14 protein-coding genes are annotated in these 13922 nt (G+C 62.9%); 7 read left to right on the top strand and 7 right to left on the bottom strand.

Annotation, left to right across the window (positions count from 1 at the left end; translation table 11 throughout):
- Positions 1-38 precede the first annotated feature (38 nt).
- From ykgO to BQ8482_RS25825, 3 genes are all read left to right on the top strand, one after another.
- On the top strand, positions 39-164 hold the full coding sequence (gene ykgO / locus BQ8482_RS25835) for a type B 50S ribosomal protein L36 (RefSeq protein WP_006327841.1): 126 nt from the start codon (positions 39-41) through the stop codon (positions 162-164).
- Between the two features lie 114 nt (positions 165-278).
- Positions 279-863 (top strand): tetratricopeptide repeat protein, encoded by a 585-nt coding sequence (locus tag BQ8482_RS25830; protein WP_123150175.1) that lies wholly within the window; start codon positions 279-281, stop codon positions 861-863.
- Positions 864-950: 87 nt separating this feature from the next.
- On the top strand, positions 951-2018 hold the full coding sequence (locus BQ8482_RS25825; RefSeq protein WP_123150174.1) for an alpha/beta fold hydrolase: 1068 nt from the start codon (positions 951-953) through the stop codon (positions 2016-2018).
- Between the two features lie 82 nt (positions 2019-2100).
- Here BQ8482_RS25825 and BQ8482_RS25820 read toward each other — a convergent pair whose 3' ends face one another.
- The 3 genes from BQ8482_RS25820 to BQ8482_RS25810 form a co-directional block, all read right to left on the bottom strand.
- Positions 2101-2289, bottom strand: coding sequence for an SRPBCC family protein (locus tag BQ8482_RS25820; protein WP_123150173.1), 189 nt, complete (start codon positions 2287-2289; stop codon positions 2101-2103).
- Positions 2290-2357: 68 nt separating this feature from the next.
- Positions 2358-3794, bottom strand: coding sequence for a pyruvate kinase (pyk, locus tag BQ8482_RS25815; RefSeq protein WP_123150172.1), 1437 nt, complete (start codon positions 3792-3794; stop codon positions 2358-2360).
- A complete protein-coding gene (locus tag BQ8482_RS25810; protein ID WP_244602969.1) occupies positions 3791-4237 on the bottom strand; it encodes a DUF1036 domain-containing protein in 447 nt (148 codons plus the stop codon). Before BQ8482_RS25810 ends, pyk begins: the two co-directional genes overlap by 4 nt.
- Before the next feature lie 287 nt (positions 4238-4524).
- Here BQ8482_RS25810 and BQ8482_RS25805 point away from each other — a divergent pair, with 287 nt between their 5' ends.
- The 3 genes from BQ8482_RS25805 (at position 4525) to BQ8482_RS25795 (ending at position 7057) form a co-directional block, all read left to right on the top strand.
- Positions 4525-5322, top strand: coding sequence for an N-formylglutamate amidohydrolase (locus tag BQ8482_RS25805; RefSeq protein WP_123150171.1), 798 nt, complete (start codon positions 4525-4527; stop codon positions 5320-5322).
- 10 nt (positions 5323-5332) lie between these two features.
- Positions 5333-5641 (top strand): DUF1244 domain-containing protein, encoded by a 309-nt coding sequence (locus tag BQ8482_RS25800; protein WP_095495334.1) that lies wholly within the window; start codon positions 5333-5335, stop codon positions 5639-5641.
- A gap of 219 nt (positions 5642-5860) precedes the next feature.
- Entirely contained in the window at positions 5861-7057 is a 1197-nt protein-coding gene (locus BQ8482_RS25795; RefSeq protein WP_123150170.1) for an MFS transporter, read from the top strand.
- Here the strand turns inward: BQ8482_RS25795 and BQ8482_RS25790 are convergent.
- Complete coding sequence (locus tag BQ8482_RS25790; RefSeq protein ID WP_123150169.1) at positions 7015-7926, bottom strand: LysR family transcriptional regulator; 912 nt, start codon at positions 7924-7926, stop codon at positions 7015-7017. The two genes, BQ8482_RS25795 and BQ8482_RS25790, sit on opposite strands and share 43 nt — an antisense overlap.
- Positions 7927-8020: 94 nt before the next feature.
- Here BQ8482_RS25790 and BQ8482_RS25785 point away from each other — a divergent pair, with 94 nt between their 5' ends.
- Entirely contained in the window at positions 8021-8980 is a 960-nt protein-coding gene (locus tag BQ8482_RS25785) for an NAD-dependent epimerase/dehydratase family protein (protein WP_123150168.1), read from the top strand.
- Between the two features lie 136 nt (positions 8981-9116).
- Here BQ8482_RS25785 and BQ8482_RS25780 read toward each other — a convergent pair whose 3' ends face one another.
- The 3 genes from BQ8482_RS25780 to BQ8482_RS25770 all read right to left on the bottom strand — a co-directional run bounded on the left by BQ8482_RS25780 (position 9117) and on the right by BQ8482_RS25770 (position 13755).
- Positions 9117-9275 (bottom strand): DUF3309 family protein, encoded by a 159-nt coding sequence (locus BQ8482_RS25780; protein WP_036267059.1) that lies wholly within the window; start codon positions 9273-9275, stop codon positions 9117-9119.
- Between the two features lie 119 nt (positions 9276-9394).
- Entirely contained in the window at positions 9395-12571 is a 3177-nt protein-coding gene (locus BQ8482_RS25775; RefSeq protein ID WP_123150167.1) for an efflux RND transporter permease subunit, read from the bottom strand.
- A 2-nt stretch (positions 12572-12573) separates the two neighbouring features.
- Complete coding sequence (locus tag BQ8482_RS25770; protein ID WP_123150166.1) at positions 12574-13755, bottom strand: efflux RND transporter periplasmic adaptor subunit; 1182 nt, start codon at positions 13753-13755, stop codon at positions 12574-12576.
- Positions 13756-13922 lie beyond the last annotated feature (167 nt).

Here is a 13922-nt window from a genome sequence, read left to right as displayed (position 1 = left end):
AATTCGGCCCAAGCGGGCCCAGACCGACGGGCAAGACCATGAAGATCAAGAATTCGCTCAAGGCGCTCAAGGCGCGTCACCGCGACAACCAGCTGGTTCGCCGCAAGGGCCGCGTGTACATCATCAACAAGACCGCTCCGCGCTACAAGGCGCGTCAGGGTTGAGTGTTTCGCGTGGAGGCGCCTGCCTCCGCCTGCATGATGTAATTTGCCGGCCTGCCGGCCCTTTCACGCTAAATTCAGTTTGACGATCTGCCGTCCGGGGTTAGATTCCCGGCCATGCGGATTCTCTTTGCATTCTTCGCGGCGCTTTTTCTTTTCGGTTTCGCCCCGCTTCCGGCTCAAGCGGACGATGCGGTCGCCCCTCCGGTTGCCACGACTAGGGAGGCAAGGCTCGACCAGCTGTTCGTCGACCTGAAGCGCCAGCGCAATGAAAAGGCCGCCGAGCGCATCGCCGCTCGCATCTCGCACGAGTGGTCGCAATCCGGCAGCGCCTCGATCGACCTGATGATGCAATGGTCGCAAAAGGCGATCGAAGATAAGAAATTCGACGTGGCACTCGATTTTCTCGACCAAGTGGTGACCTTGCAACCGGCCTATGCGGAAGGCTGGAACCGGCGCGCCACCGTACATTTCATGATGAATAACTTTGGAAAATCGATGTCGGACATCGACCGCACGTTGCAGCTCGAGCCGCGCCATTTTGGCGCACTGTCCGGCCTGGCGCAGATCATGGCCGTAACCGGCCACAAGCAGTCGGCGCTGGAAGCCTGGCAGCGCGTGCTCGGCATCTATCCGATGATGCGCAGCGCCCAGGATCAGGTCGGCACGCTTTCGGAAGAACTTGCCGGCGAAGGAATTTGATTTCCCGGTTGGCGGACAATTCCACTTGAGTGAAAGTCGCTTTAGCTAGACTGTGAACTAATTTCGCTCCGGTCCGTACCTCTCCCCATGAACCTGATCTTCGCCGCGCTCGTCTTCCTCATGGCGCTTGTGTTCACCCTTGCAGGTGTCACCCTCGCCGGCTCATGGCTGATCGAGCGTCGCAATCCGCCGATCGGCGACTTCGCGGATATAAACGGTGCCCGCATCCACTACGTTCACGTTCCGGCGCGGAAAAACGCTGAACTGCCGCCGATCGTCTTCATCCACGGCGCCAGCGCCAATCTCAGAGATCAGATGCTGCCGCTGAGGCCCTTGCTGGAAGGCCGTGCCGAGATGCTGTTCTTCGACCGCCCGGGTGCAGGCTGGTCGGGGCGCGGCCCCGGAAACGACGAGACCCCATCGGCACAGGCCAGCACCATCGCAGCTCTGATGGACCATCTCGGCATCAGGAAAGCCATCATCGCCGGCCATTCCTTCGGCGGCTCGGTGACCACCGCCTTCGGCCGCGAGCATCCCGACAAGACGCTCGGCCTGGTGTTCATGGCGCCTGCCACCCATCCCTGGCCGGGCGGCGCGACCGCCTGGTACTACAATTTGACGACCATTCCGATCGTCGGCCGGCTGTTTTCCGAAACGCTGACCTATCCGTCGGGAACGCTGCAGATGAATACCGCCACCGCCTGCGTCTTTGCCCCCAACATGGTGCCGGATGGCTATGTCGCCGAGGTTTCGATCCCGCTGGTGCTTCGGCCGAACGCCTTTCGTGCCAACGCCACCGATGTCGCCGGCCTCTATCGCTATACGCTCGATGCCGCGCCGCACTACCGCGATATCAAGACGCCGACCGTGGTCATCTCGGGCGACCGCGACAAGGTGGTCTATGCAACGGTCCATTCGGTCGGCCTCGTCCGCGACATCGCCGGCGCCGAGCTGGTCTGGGTCCACAATCTCGGCCACAAGCCGGACTGGATCGCACCCGATCTCGTCGTCGGCGCGATCGAAAAGGTCGCCGGCAAGGACGTGGACCTTCAGGCAATGGCGAAGGCCGTGGAAGTCAGGGTCGCCAACGACACCTACGGCGCCGGCAAATGCGCCGACATCAAAGCGCCGGAAGCCGAACTCGCGCCGATTTAATGCATGTCGCGCAAAAGTGTGCAGCGGTTTTGCGATAACGACATGCATAAACAACAACCTAAAGCGCGTCGCATGAGGCCGGTCAAACGCGACGCGATTTAGAGCAACCTCGCCGAAGCGCTTCGAATTCGTGGATGACGCCCGTCATTTCAGCCGGCGGCAGCCAGGCGACGAGCGCGGTCGGATTCGTGAAGGCCGCGTAGAAGTCTTCGGGCCGGGCTTTGATGACCCTCGACGTGCGGGTCCAGACGCCCGCATGATCTTTGCTCATGCGGCCTCCAATGGTCGCGACACGGAGAACAGGATCTCCCTGCCGCGAATCCGCCCAGTGTGAGCGGCCTAGCGGCGGGCCTGCACCTCCGACCCGACATAGGCGATGCGCAGCATGTTGGTGGAGCCCGGCGTCCTCAGCGGCACGCCGGCCGTGATGATGACCCGGTCGCCCGGCTTGCCGAACCCCTCGTCCAAAGCGATGCGGCAGGCGCGGTCGACCATGTCGTCGAGGTCGATGGCATCGGGCGAGACGACGCAATGCGTGCCCCACAAAAGCGACAGCCGGCGCGCCGTGTTGACGATCGGCGACAGCGCGACGATCGGCACCTGCGGCCGCTCGCGCGCAGCGCGCAGGCCGGTCGTGCCGGACGCCGTATAGCTGATGATCGCCGACAGTTTCAGCGTCTCGGCGATTTCGCGGGCGGCAAGCGAGATGGCGTCGGCGCCGGTCGCTTCCGGCTCCGAGCGCTGCGCATTGATGATGCCGGCATAGGTCGGATCGGTTTCGACCTTGCTGGCGATGCGGTTCATCATCGCCACCGCCTCGACCGGGTAGGCGCCGGCCGCGGATTCGGCCGAGAGCATGATGGCGTCGGCGCCTTCAAACACGGCGATCGAGACGTCCGACACCTCGGCGCGGGTCGGCACCGGCGCGGCGATCATCGATTCCAGCATCTGCGTGGCGATCACCACCGGCTTGCCGGCGCGGCGCGCGGCGCGGGTGATCTGCTTCTGGATGCCGGGCACGGCTTCGAGCGGCATTTCGACGCCGAGATCGCCGCGGGCGACCATCAGTGCGTCCGAAAGTTCGATGATCTCGGCCAGCCGTGCGACGGCCTGCGGCTTTTCGATCTTGGCCATGATCAGCGCCCGGCCACGCGCGATCTTGCGCGCTTCCGCCAGATCCTCCGGCCGCTGCACGAACGACAGCGCCACCCAGTCGACGCCGGTGGCCAGCACCGCATCGAGGTCCCTGCGGTCCTTTTCGGTCAGCGCGCCGACCGGCAGGTCGGTATCGGGCAGGCTGACGCCCTTCTTGTCGGAGATGCTGGTGCCGGCGACGACGGTGCAGACGATCGCCTTGCCGTCGCTCTTCACCGCCTTCAGCTCGAGTTTGCCGTCGTCGATCAAAAGGCGGTGACCGGTCTCGACCGATCTCAGGATTTCGGGGTGGGGCAGATAGACCCTGGCCGAATTGCCGGGCTCGGGATTGTCGTCGAGCGTGAAAGTCTGGCCGAGTGTCAGCGCCTCTTTGCCGTTGGCAAATTTGCCAACCCGCAGCTTGGGCCCCTGCAAGTCGGCGAGAATGCCGATCGGCCGGCCGACCGCTTTCTCGACCGCGCGGATGCGACCGACAAGCGTGCGCATCAATTCATGATCGGTGTGGCTCATATTGATGCGAAACACGTCGGCGCCGGCTTCGAAGAGCTTCTTCAGCATGTCCTCGGAGGAGGAGGCCGGACCGATGGTGGCGAGTATCTTGACCTTGCGGCTGCGTCTCATTGACTGTTTGTTCCCGGGGCGGCTGGAACGCCCCCCGTTGCGGGGTCATCGGTCAGCTGGACCATCCAGCTTGCCTGCTCGCCCGTGTCATATTCCTGGAATCCGGCGCGCTGGAAGCCCCGCGCGACGCAATCGGCAACGCCGGCGATCTTGAACTCTTTTTCGGCCACGCACATGTTGATCGGGCCATCCCAGCGCCCGCCGCGCTCGGCGTCTTCTGCATAAAGATAGTAAAACCTTGATGACAGCGGCCCTTCGATCAACGTCTTGCAGCTCGATCCTTCGATGTGCCACCAGCCTTCGGTGATCCAGCCGGCCTTGGCGCGATAGCCGATGCCGACGCCGACCAGGTTCTGCGTTGCGTTGCAGACACGGAAATCGGCGCGCGCCGGCGAGGCAGCAAGCATCGCGGCGAGGCCCACAGCAAGGGTCAGGAGCGGCATGGCGAAGGCATAGCGCACGCGCGGCCTGCCGGCGGAACCCATCCTGAAATCCCTCAAGAACCACATTTGCATCTCTCAACGCCCCTTTTCGGAAAAGTCCGGGCGCATGTCAACGCGCCCTTTTGCCCAATTCCAATCGATTTAGAAAGGCTTCGGCGCACGATCTGTCGCCTTCTGCCAGATTTCCGCAGAAACCGTGGCCAAACGACGGCATTGCGTAATCGTCTCCTTCGTGGAAAGACGATACCATCCTCCCTGGAAGCCAGCGAACAGACCATTTCCCGCCGATGACCCGATCCACAGTTTTCGCGCCTTTCGACGTCGTCGAGGGCGACCGCAAGCGAGGCATCGTGCTTTTGGCCGATCACGCTCGTCGCGACTTGCCGGAAGAGTATGGCAGCCTCGGCTTGCCGGCGGCGGAATTCGAACGCCATATCGCCTACGACATCGGTGTCGAGACGGTGACCCGCGAATTGGCGGCTTTGCTTGGCGTGCCGGCAGTACTCGCCAATTTTTCGCGACTTCTGATCGACCCCAATCGCGGCGAAGACGATCCGACGCTGATCCGCCAACTCTATGACGGCACCGTCATTTCGGGAAATTATCCACTTGCCTTGAAAGAACGTGAAAGGCGGCTCGACCGCTTCTATCGGCCCTATCACGATGCCGTCGGCGCCATGATCGCCTCGGTGGCGCAGGCTTCTGCAGGCGCACCCTTCATCTTGTCGATACATTCCTTCACCCCTTTCATGCAGGGATTCGTGCGCCCTTGGCATGTTGGTGTCTTGTGGGATCGCGACGACCGGGTGGCGCGACCGCTGATCGACATGCTCGCCGAGGACAAAAGCCTTATCGTTGGCGACAACGAGCCCTATGACGGCGCATTGCGCGGCGACACCATGTTCAGGCATGCCATCGTCAATGGCTTTGCCCATGCGCTGATCGAAATCCGTCAGGACCTGATCGCCGATCCGAAGGATGCGGTCGCCTGGGCCGAACGGCTGGCGCCGATCGTTGACGCGATCAACCGCCGTCCCGATATACATCGGGTCAAACGATTCGGCTCGCGCACCGGGCCGCTGTAAGGAGGTTTCGATGACCGAACTCAGCGACGAGCAAAGACGCGATTTCGAAGCCGCCGCCTTCCGCCGGCTGGTCGCGCATCTGCGCGAACGCACGGACGTGCAGAACATCGACCTGATGAACCTCGCCGGCTTCTGCCGCAACTGCCTCTCCAACTGGTATCGCGACGCCGCGGAGGCCGAGGGCGTCGATCTCAGCAAGGACCAGTCGCGCGAGATCATCTATGGCATGCCTTATGCCGAATGGCAGGCGCTCAACCAGACCGAGGCCTCCGATGCCAAGAAGGCGGAGTTCGAGGCAAGACGCCCCAGGGATCATTAAGACCACGATCCCGAACCGAAGGACCGCGTAAGCGAAAAGTGGAATCCGGTTTTCGGATAAGATCATGGTCGAACAAAAAGCCCTGTCCCGATCGGCTCTCATCAACCTCGGATTCAAGCGAGCCGCTTGGCCCAAGCACTTCCAAGAGCGAGCGCTTGACTGAAGATTGAATCGATCTAATTTGCCGCGCGAAGCTATTTTCGCACCGGACTCTACACGATGGACACGCTAAAAATCATGCAGACCGCCATTCGTGGACGATGGGCCGTGGCGGCCATCTTCCTGGCCAATGGTTTTCTGACCGGCGCCTGGGCGCCGCAGATCCCGGTGGTCCTGACCCGGCTGGATATCAGCAAGTTTACGCTCGGCCTGCTGATCCTGCTGTTCGGCGCCGGCGCGGTCACGGCCATGACCTGGTGCGGCCACCTGATCTCTAGGCATGGTTCGCGCAGCGTGCTGCGCTGGTTCGGTCTCATCGGCAGTTTCGGCCTGCTGGTTGTGGCGCTTGCCCCCAACGTGCCGCTGGCGGCCATCGCCATGTTCATCTTCGGCGCTTCGATCGGCGGCATGGATGTCGCCATGAACGCCAATGCGGTCACTGTGGAACGGCGGTTGTCCCGCGCCATCATGTCGTCCTCGCACGGCTTCTGGAGCCTTGGCGGTTTCGCCGGTGGCGCTCTCGGCGGCTTCGCCATCCAGAATTACGGTCATCTCGCCCATGCGGCGGTGGTGACGGCTCTTGCCTTTGCCGTGATCGCGGTGGCAGTTCGCTACCTGATCGCCGAGGGCAAGCCGCCCCAAGGATCATCGGGGATTACCGGACATCGCAAATTCGCGCTGCCTGGAAATCCGCTGGTCTATCTGGTCGGGCTGATGGCGCTGCTGACGATGATCTCCGAGGGTGCGGTGCTCGACTGGGCGGCGCTTTACCTGCAACAGGAACTCGGCACCGACCTCGCCGTAGCTGGTTTGGCCTACGCCGCTTTTTCCGGCGTCATGGCCGTCATGCGCTTCGTTGGCGACGGCGTCCGCAACCGTTTCGGAGCCGTGACGACGCTGCGCGTCTCGGCCCTTGTCGCCGCCGCCGGCATGCTGGTTGCGGGGCTTGCGCCCTCGCCCTGGCTCGCCATCTCAGCTTTTGCCTTTTGCGGCTTCGGCATCGCCAATATGGTGCCGATCCTGTTTTCGGCCGGCGGCAACCAGGAAGGCATGTCGCCCGGCACCGGTATGAGCGTCGTCACCACGATGGGCTATTCCGGCATTCTGGTGGCGCCGTCGGCGATCGGCTTCATCGCCGAGCACTCGAGCTTCAGTCCGATCTTCGTCGCTTTGTCGGGGCTGCTGGTCGTCGTATTTTTGATGGCCGGGCTCGCTCACCGCGCCGAATTCGCGCCCGACGCAGCACCGGCCGAATAGCGCTTCAACTCCTCATACAGGAAATCCGCGACACGGCGGATGCGCACGCTGGTGCGCACGTCGCGGTGCATGGCCAGCCATACCGGCAGCGTCGGCAGCGCGAGGCCCGGCAGCACTGTCTCCACCAGCGGATCGCGATCGGCCAGCGGCTCCTGGCCGAAGCCGATGCCGTTTCCCGCCCGCACCGCCTCCCAAAGCACGATTTGGTTGTCGGTCCTGAAGCGGAAGGCATTGCGGGTGAGCGGGACGCCGAACTGGGCAAAGCCGCGAATGATCTCATCGCTGCGGTCGAAGCCGATCAGGTCGTGGCCGGCAAGATCGCCGGGCTCGCGCGGACGGCCACGCCGGTCGAGATAGGATTTTGCCGCGCAGGCACGGAGCGGAATCTCAGTCACCTTGCGCGCCACCAACTCGTTCTGCGCCGGCTTGACCATGCGGATGGCAATGTCGGCATCGCGGCGCAAAAGGTTCTCGACCTGATTCGACGCGACGATCTCGACCTCGATGCCGGGTTCCTCAGCGCCCAGCCGCGCCGTCATCTCGGGCAGGACATAGGCAGCCACCACCTCGCTGGCGGCAATGCGCACCGTGCCTTCGATCGCCTCGACTGATCCCAGCGCCAATAGCGAAAAGGCGCTCGCCTGCTCGCTCACCGCCCGGCCGCGTTCGTAGAGCGTGCTGCCGGCTTCCGTAAGCGCATAGCCGCGCCGCCCGCGCCGGAACAGGGTGACCCCGAGGGCCTGCTCCAGCTCGGCGATATGGCGGCCGAGCGTCGGCTGGCTTGCAGCCAGCTTGCGCGCGGCAGCTGACAGGCTGCCGGTTTCCGCCACGGTGACGAAACTCTTGATCAGGTTCCAGTCGATTTCCATTCAAAACTGAATATCACATCGCCAAATTCATTCAATTTCCATTCGTTTGCGGGCGAATCATATTGTGACCGTACCGCAAACACGGAGACGAAAAATGACCAAGATCGCAATTCTGGGTGCCAATGGCCGGCTCGGCCGCGTGGTTGCCAAGGCCTTCATCGACGCCGGCTATGATGTTCGCGCCATCACCCGCAGCGGCAAAATACCGGCAGAACTCGCCGGCGCCACAGCCGTCGCCGGCGACGGGCTCGATCGCGAAGCGCTTATCCGCGCCACCGAAGGCGTCGACATCATCTTCAACGGCCTCAACCCGATCTATACCGACTGGGGCAAGTGCCTGCCGATGGCCGAGAACGTCATGGTCGCGTGCCGCGCGAACCACGCATTGCACCTCGCTCCCGGCAGCGTTTACAATTACGGCTCGCCGATGCCGGCTGTCGTCACCGAAGACACGCCATTCCACCCGACGACGGAAAAGGGCCGCATCCGCGTCGCCATGGAAGACCTCTTTCGCCGCGAGGCCGAAGCAGGCCGAGTGCGCACCATTCTGCTGCGAGCCGGCGATTTCTTCGGCGGCACCGGCACCGGATCGTGGTTCGATCTGATGGTGGCCGCCAAGATGGACAAGGGCGTCTATACCGCCCCTGGGCCGGCCGATCTCGTGCATGAATGGGCCTATCTGCCTGATATGGCCAAGGCTTTCGTCGGACTGACTGAGAATCTCACCAAGCTCGGCGCCTACGAGGCGCTGAACTTTCCCGGCCACGCCGTTACCGATCTGGAGATCAAGGCGGCTGCGGAGCAGGCGCTCGGGCGCACGCTGAAACTGACGTCGATGCCGTGGTGGGTGCTGCGCGCCGGCAGTCCGTTCGTGGCGATGTGGCGCGAGCTCGTCTCGATGTCCTATCTCCGCTTCGAGCCACACCAGCTGACCTCGGCAAGGCTGGAAGGCATTATTGGTACGATCCCGCATACGCCGTTGGGTAGGGCGGTGGCAGCGGCTCTCGATGATATCGGTGTCGCCACGATTGATGGCGTTCCGAAAGCTGCCTGAAACGGAAAGCGGCCATTACTAACGCATGATCCGAGCCGAAGGCTCGGAAAGGACCATGCGCAAAATCAAATGCTACAGCGCTGTGAGTCCAAAAGGACGCGCAGCGCTGTAGCATTCATGCACACCAAACTCCGGGTCAAATCCTGCCCATCAGCAGCAACACCAAGAGGACGATCAGGATGACGCCGACAATGCCGGAGGGACCATAACCCCAGGAACGCGAATGAGGCCATGCCGGCACCGCGCCGATCAGAATGAGGATCAGAATGATGACGAGAATGGTGCTGAGCGTCATGAGAAACTCCCCGCTTTGAGGTGTCGCATGACAGGACAATGCAAAAGGCCGCCGGGTTGTTCCCGGCGGCCTTTTCTTTGCGCGACCAAAATACGCGCGGCACTCCAAGCAAAGTTGGCCTATTCGGCGGCCTTCGGGAAGGCGATCGCCGGCTCGTCAAGCGAGCCCGGTCTTGCGGATGTCTCGACAGTCGCACCGACTGTCTTGCCGCGCCGGAACACCCGACGGAAGAATGCATAGAAGCGGCTGTTCTTACTACGCGTGAACACCATCAGCATCGACGGTGTCACCACCAGCGTCAGCAAGGTGGCGAAGGACAGGCCGAAGACGATCGCCGACGACAGTGAAATCCACCATTGCGTCGACGGCGCGTTGATCGTCGTCTCGTGATGGAAGATTTCGAGACCGAGGCCGAAAGCGATCGGCAGTACGCCGAGAATCGCCGACACCGCCGTCAGCACGACCGGGCGGGCACGTTCGCGGCAGGTCTGCAGCACCGCGTCCATCTTGTCCCAGCCTTCTTCGCGCAGCCGGTCATAGGTGTCGATCAGCACGATGTTGTTGTTCACCACCACACCGGCCAGCGCGATGACGCCGATGCCCGACATGACGATGCCGAACGCCTCTCCAGTCAACAGCAATCCCAGGAACACGCCGACCGTCGCCATGACCACGCAGGACAGCACCAGCCAGACGCTGGTGAACTTGTTGAACTGCATCAGAAGCACCAGGAAGATCAGGAAGATCGCCGCACCGAAGGCCTTGCTAAGGAAGGCGCTGGCCTCGGCGCTGTCCTCGTTCGAGCCGGCGAGCTTCCAGCGTATGCTGCTGCCGAGCTCCATATCGGCGACAGCCTGGGTGACCTGCTGCTGGACAGCAGCGACTTGCTCGCCGGCGGCGACATTGGCCTGGATGACCACCGTGCGCGCGCCGTCGATGCGGTTGAGGATACCGACGGTGGGCTCGGGCTTGCGCACGACGAAATTCGAGATCGGCACCGACCCTTGCGAAGTCTGCACCCTGAGGTCATCGAGTGTCGACAGCGTGCGCCGGTCCTCGGGCAGACGCAGCCTGATGTCGACGGCGTCGTCAGCACCGGCTGGCCGGTATTCACTGAGCTTCAGCCCGTTCGTCACCAGTTGCACCACCGTTCCGACCGAGGTCGGGCTGATGCCGTATTGTGCCGCTTTGGCGCGATCGACGTCGAGCGCCCAGTCGACGCCGGGCGGCGGCAGGCCGTCGGAAATATCGATGACGCCGGGCACCTTGGCAATGCGCGCGGCGACGGCGCGCGCCTTGTCGTCGAGGCCTTCCGGGTCGACGGCCGAAAGCCTGATCTGGATCGGCTTGCCGGTGGGCGGGCCGGCCTCGGGCACGCGAACCTCGACGTCGACGCCGGGAATGCCGGCCATGACGCCGCGCAGTTCGTCCAGGATCGCGTTCGCCGATTTGCGCTCGCGCCAGTCGACGAACTCGTACTGGATCACGCCGACCACGTCTTCAGGAATGTCCTGGCCGCCGCCTTGCGTCTTGCCGACACGGGTATAGACCGACTTAACGCCCGGCCAGCCGAGAAGCCGGTTTTCCGCGGTCGTTGTGGCGGCATCCATTTCGGCGAGCGAAAGGTTGCCGCGGGCGTGCACATAGAGCAGGCCGTAGTCAGGCTCGACATTCGGGAAAAACTCGACGCCGGCGCCGTATTTCGAATAGGCAAAACCGACACCGAACAAAAGGCCGACGGTGAGCAGAAGCACGGTGATGGGAAAGCGCACCGCCTGCTTGACGACCGCCATGTACCAGCCGTCGCGATTGTCGTTCTCGTGATGCGGCGGCGCCTTGGCGAACAAGGCGCCCAGCGCCGGCGCAAAGACCAGCGCATAGAGCATCGAGGCCGAGAGCGTGACGATCAGCGTGATCGGCATGTATTTCATAAAGTCGCCGATGATGCCCGGCCAAAACAGCAGCGGCGAAAAGGCGGCGATGCGCGTCATCGTCGCCGCGATGACCGGACCGGCCATGCGCTTGGCGGCAAGCGCGAAGGCCTCCGCCTTCGGCATGCCTTCGCTCATCCGCCGTTCGGCGAATTCGGTGACGATGATGGCGTCGTCGACGAGCATACCGACCGCCAGGATGAGGCTGAACAACACGATCATGTTGATCGTGTAGCCCATCATGGCCAACAGCAGGATGCCGATCAGGAAGGACGATGGAATGGCCAGTCCGATCAGCAGCGAGGCACGGCCCGACAGTGCATAGAGAATGACGATGAACACCAGGATCACGGCGATCATGACGTGGTTCTGCAGATCGCCGAGCAACTGGTTGACGAAGACCGATTTGTCCTGCGTGTAGGTGACGTGCATGCCTTCCGGCATGGTCTTTATGAAGGCATCGGACACGGACCTCACCTGGGCGATCGTGTCGATCAGGTTGGAGCCGATGCGCTTCTTCACCTCGATGGCGATCGCCGGCTTGCCGTCGAGACGGGTTACCGTCTCAGCGTCCTTGAAGGTGGAGCGGACGGTGGCGATATCCTTAGCCTGCACCACGGCATTGGGACCGGCGACGATCGGAAGCGCCGCCACGTCCTCCGGCGTTTCGATCAGCGACGGCACCTTGACCGCGTATTTGCCCTCGGACCCTTCGATGTTGCCGGCGGCGACGAGACTGTTGGAATCGCCGACCGCACCGATCAGCTGCTCGAGTTGCAGCCCATAGGAAGACAGTTTCATCGGATCGATGACGACTTCGACGAGATCGTCGCGCGCACCTTGCAGCGCGCCTTCCAGCACGCCCGGCACTTCCTCGATGCGGTCGCGCAACTCGCGCGCCGCCGCCGTGAGCATGCGCTCGGGCACTTCGCCCGACAGCGTCACGACAAGGACGGGGAATTCGGAGACGTTGACTTCGGAGACTACAGGCTCCTCGGCTGCCTGCGGCAGGTCGGCCTTGCCGTCCTGGACCTTGCTGCGTGTGTCCTGCAACGCCGTCGCCAGATCCGTCTGCGGGTGGAATTCGACCAGCACATAGCCGCCGCCCTGGAAGGCGGCCGAGCGCATCTCCTTGAGACCCTTGAGGCTCTTCAGCTTGGCTTCCATCGGCCGCAGCAGAAGGCGCTCCGAATCCTCGGGCGAGATGCCCTGATAGATCAGGCTGACATACATCATGGGAATCGGAACGTCGGGTTCCGCTTCCTTCGGCGTCGACTGGTAGGCGACCGCACCCGCAAGGATGAGGAAGACCAGGACCGAAATGGTCAGCCGGGCATTGCTGATTGCGAGTTTGACGATATCCATGATTACTGCGTCCCGGCCGTCGCTTCGCCCAACAGCTTCTGGATGGTCGCCTGGTCGGCCTCGACCGGCTTGACCACTTCGCCTTCCTTCACCAGCTCCTGGCCGGCGACGATGACACGTGCATCGGCCGGGATGCCGCCAAGCACCAGGCCGTTTGGCGTGTCGTCGACCAGGTCGATCGGGAAGAACACGACCTTGTTGTCCTTGTCGACGGCGCGAATACCGAGATCGCCCTTGTCGCCGAGCGTCACCACCGAGCGCGGCAGCATGACAGCGTCGGTCGGCTGGGCGCTCAGCGCGATCTCGGCGGTCATCCCGGCCGGAATGGTGCCCTCAGGATTAGGGATTGCGATCTCGACCCGGAAGGTGCGGGTGGCGGACGACGCGTCGCGGCTGATATAGCGCACGGTGCCCTCGACGATCTGGCCGCTGACCAGCCGTACATTCGCCTTGTCGCCGATCTTCAGATAGCCGAGATCACGCTCGCTGACCTCGCCGCGGGCGATCACAGGGTCTAGGCTCAGAATGGTTGCCACCTCGCCGCCCTGCATCACCGAACTGCCAAGCTCCACCGGCACCCGGTCGATGACGCCGTCGAACGGAGCCCTCACCTCATTGCGATCAAGCTGGGCTTGCATCGCTTCCAGCATCGATTGCGCTAAGGTCAGGGTGGAGCGAGCGTTGTCGAGCTGCAGCTTGGGCAGATTGCCGGTTTTCGCCAGCCGCGAGGCCGCATCAAGTTCGGCCTGACGCTGCGCGACAAGCTGCTTGGCATTGCCGAGCGCCGAAAGCTTTTCCTCGGTGGCAAGCATCAGCACGAGGTCGCCCGTCTTGACGTGCTGTCCTTGCTTGACCGGCAGCTTGTCGATGATGCCGTCGACCCGGGTCGCCAGCACCGCGCGCTTATCGGCTTCGGTCAGTCCGGAAATCCGGATGGCGCGCGCATAGGTCCGCCGCGGCGGGGTTATGACCGCGACGGTGCGCAAGGCTGCCTTTGGCTGTTCTGCCTCAGTGGGCTTGGGCTTACCCGCGTCAGCCGTTTTTGGCTGCTCGACTTCGCCTGCCTTGGGCTTGTTGTCGGCAGACGCGCTGCCGACGGACGAGAACTCGCCCGTCACCATCCAAGCAGCGAACCCAACAAGCACAACAATGGCTGCAAGCTTGTGAAACCTGTATTTCGGCATCGTCGTTTTTCCATTGCGCGGAGTTCGGCCAGGCCGCGTCTTCTAACTCGGCGCGTCGCCGATATGGGTGCGCGCAAGGCCGTGTTCAACTTGCCGTGATCGGCGAACGAGCTTCTACATCAAAGTTGCACCGCAATATAGTCAGAAAAGTTGATGGGTAATACTTC

This window comes from Mesorhizobium delmotii (assembly GCF_900149755.1).
Taxonomy (GTDB): domain Bacteria; phylum Pseudomonadota; class Alphaproteobacteria; order Rhizobiales; family Rhizobiaceae; genus Mesorhizobium; species Mesorhizobium delmotii.
Note: the sequence above shows the minus strand (reverse complement) of the source record. Positions and strands in the feature narration are given on the sequence as shown.

What these genes read in the sequence shown, in the direction of transcription:
- BQ8482_RS25805 (WP_123150171.1), top strand. Translation starts at nt 4,525, where the DNA reads ATGACCCGATCCACAGTTTTCGCGCCTTTCGACGTCGTCGAGGGCGAC.
- BQ8482_RS25785 (WP_123150168.1), top strand. Translation starts at nt 8,021, where the DNA reads ATGACCAAGATCGCAATTCTGGGTGCCAATGGCCGGCTCGGCCGCGTG.
- ykgO (WP_006327841.1), top strand. Translation starts at nt 39, where the DNA reads ATGAAGATCAAGAATTCGCTCAAGGCGCTCAAGGCGCGTCACCGCGAC.
- BQ8482_RS25830 (WP_123150175.1), top strand. Translation starts at nt 279, where the DNA reads ATGCGGATTCTCTTTGCATTCTTCGCGGCGCTTTTTCTTTTCGGTTTC.
- pyk (WP_123150172.1), bottom strand. Translation starts at nt 3,794, where the DNA reads ATGAGACGCAGCCGCAAGGTCAAGATACTCGCCACCATCGGTCCGGCC.
- BQ8482_RS25780 (WP_036267059.1), bottom strand. Translation starts at nt 9,275, where the DNA reads ATGACGCTCAGCACCATTCTCGTCATCATTCTGATCCTCATTCTGATC.
- BQ8482_RS25810 (WP_244602969.1), bottom strand. Translation starts at nt 4,237, where the DNA reads ATGCCGCTCCTGACCCTTGCTGTGGGCCTCGCCGCGATGCTTGCTGCC.
- BQ8482_RS25825 (WP_123150174.1), top strand. Translation starts at nt 951, where the DNA reads ATGAACCTGATCTTCGCCGCGCTCGTCTTCCTCATGGCGCTTGTGTTC.
- BQ8482_RS25800 (WP_095495334.1), top strand. Translation starts at nt 5,333, where the DNA reads ATGACCGAACTCAGCGACGAGCAAAGACGCGATTTCGAAGCCGCCGCC.
- BQ8482_RS25795 (WP_123150170.1), top strand. Translation starts at nt 5,861, where the DNA reads ATGGACACGCTAAAAATCATGCAGACCGCCATTCGTGGACGATGGGCC.
- BQ8482_RS25790 (WP_123150169.1), bottom strand. Translation starts at nt 7,926, where the DNA reads ATGGAAATCGACTGGAACCTGATCAAGAGTTTCGTCACCGTGGCGGAA.
- BQ8482_RS25775 (WP_123150167.1), bottom strand. Translation starts at nt 12,571, where the DNA reads ATGGATATCGTCAAACTCGCAATCAGCAATGCCCGGCTGACCATTTCG.
- BQ8482_RS25770 (WP_123150166.1), bottom strand. Translation starts at nt 13,755, where the DNA reads ATGCCGAAATACAGGTTTCACAAGCTTGCAGCCATTGTTGTGCTTGTT.
- BQ8482_RS25820 (WP_123150173.1), bottom strand. Translation starts at nt 2,289, where the DNA reads ATGAGCAAAGATCATGCGGGCGTCTGGACCCGCACGTCGAGGGTCATC.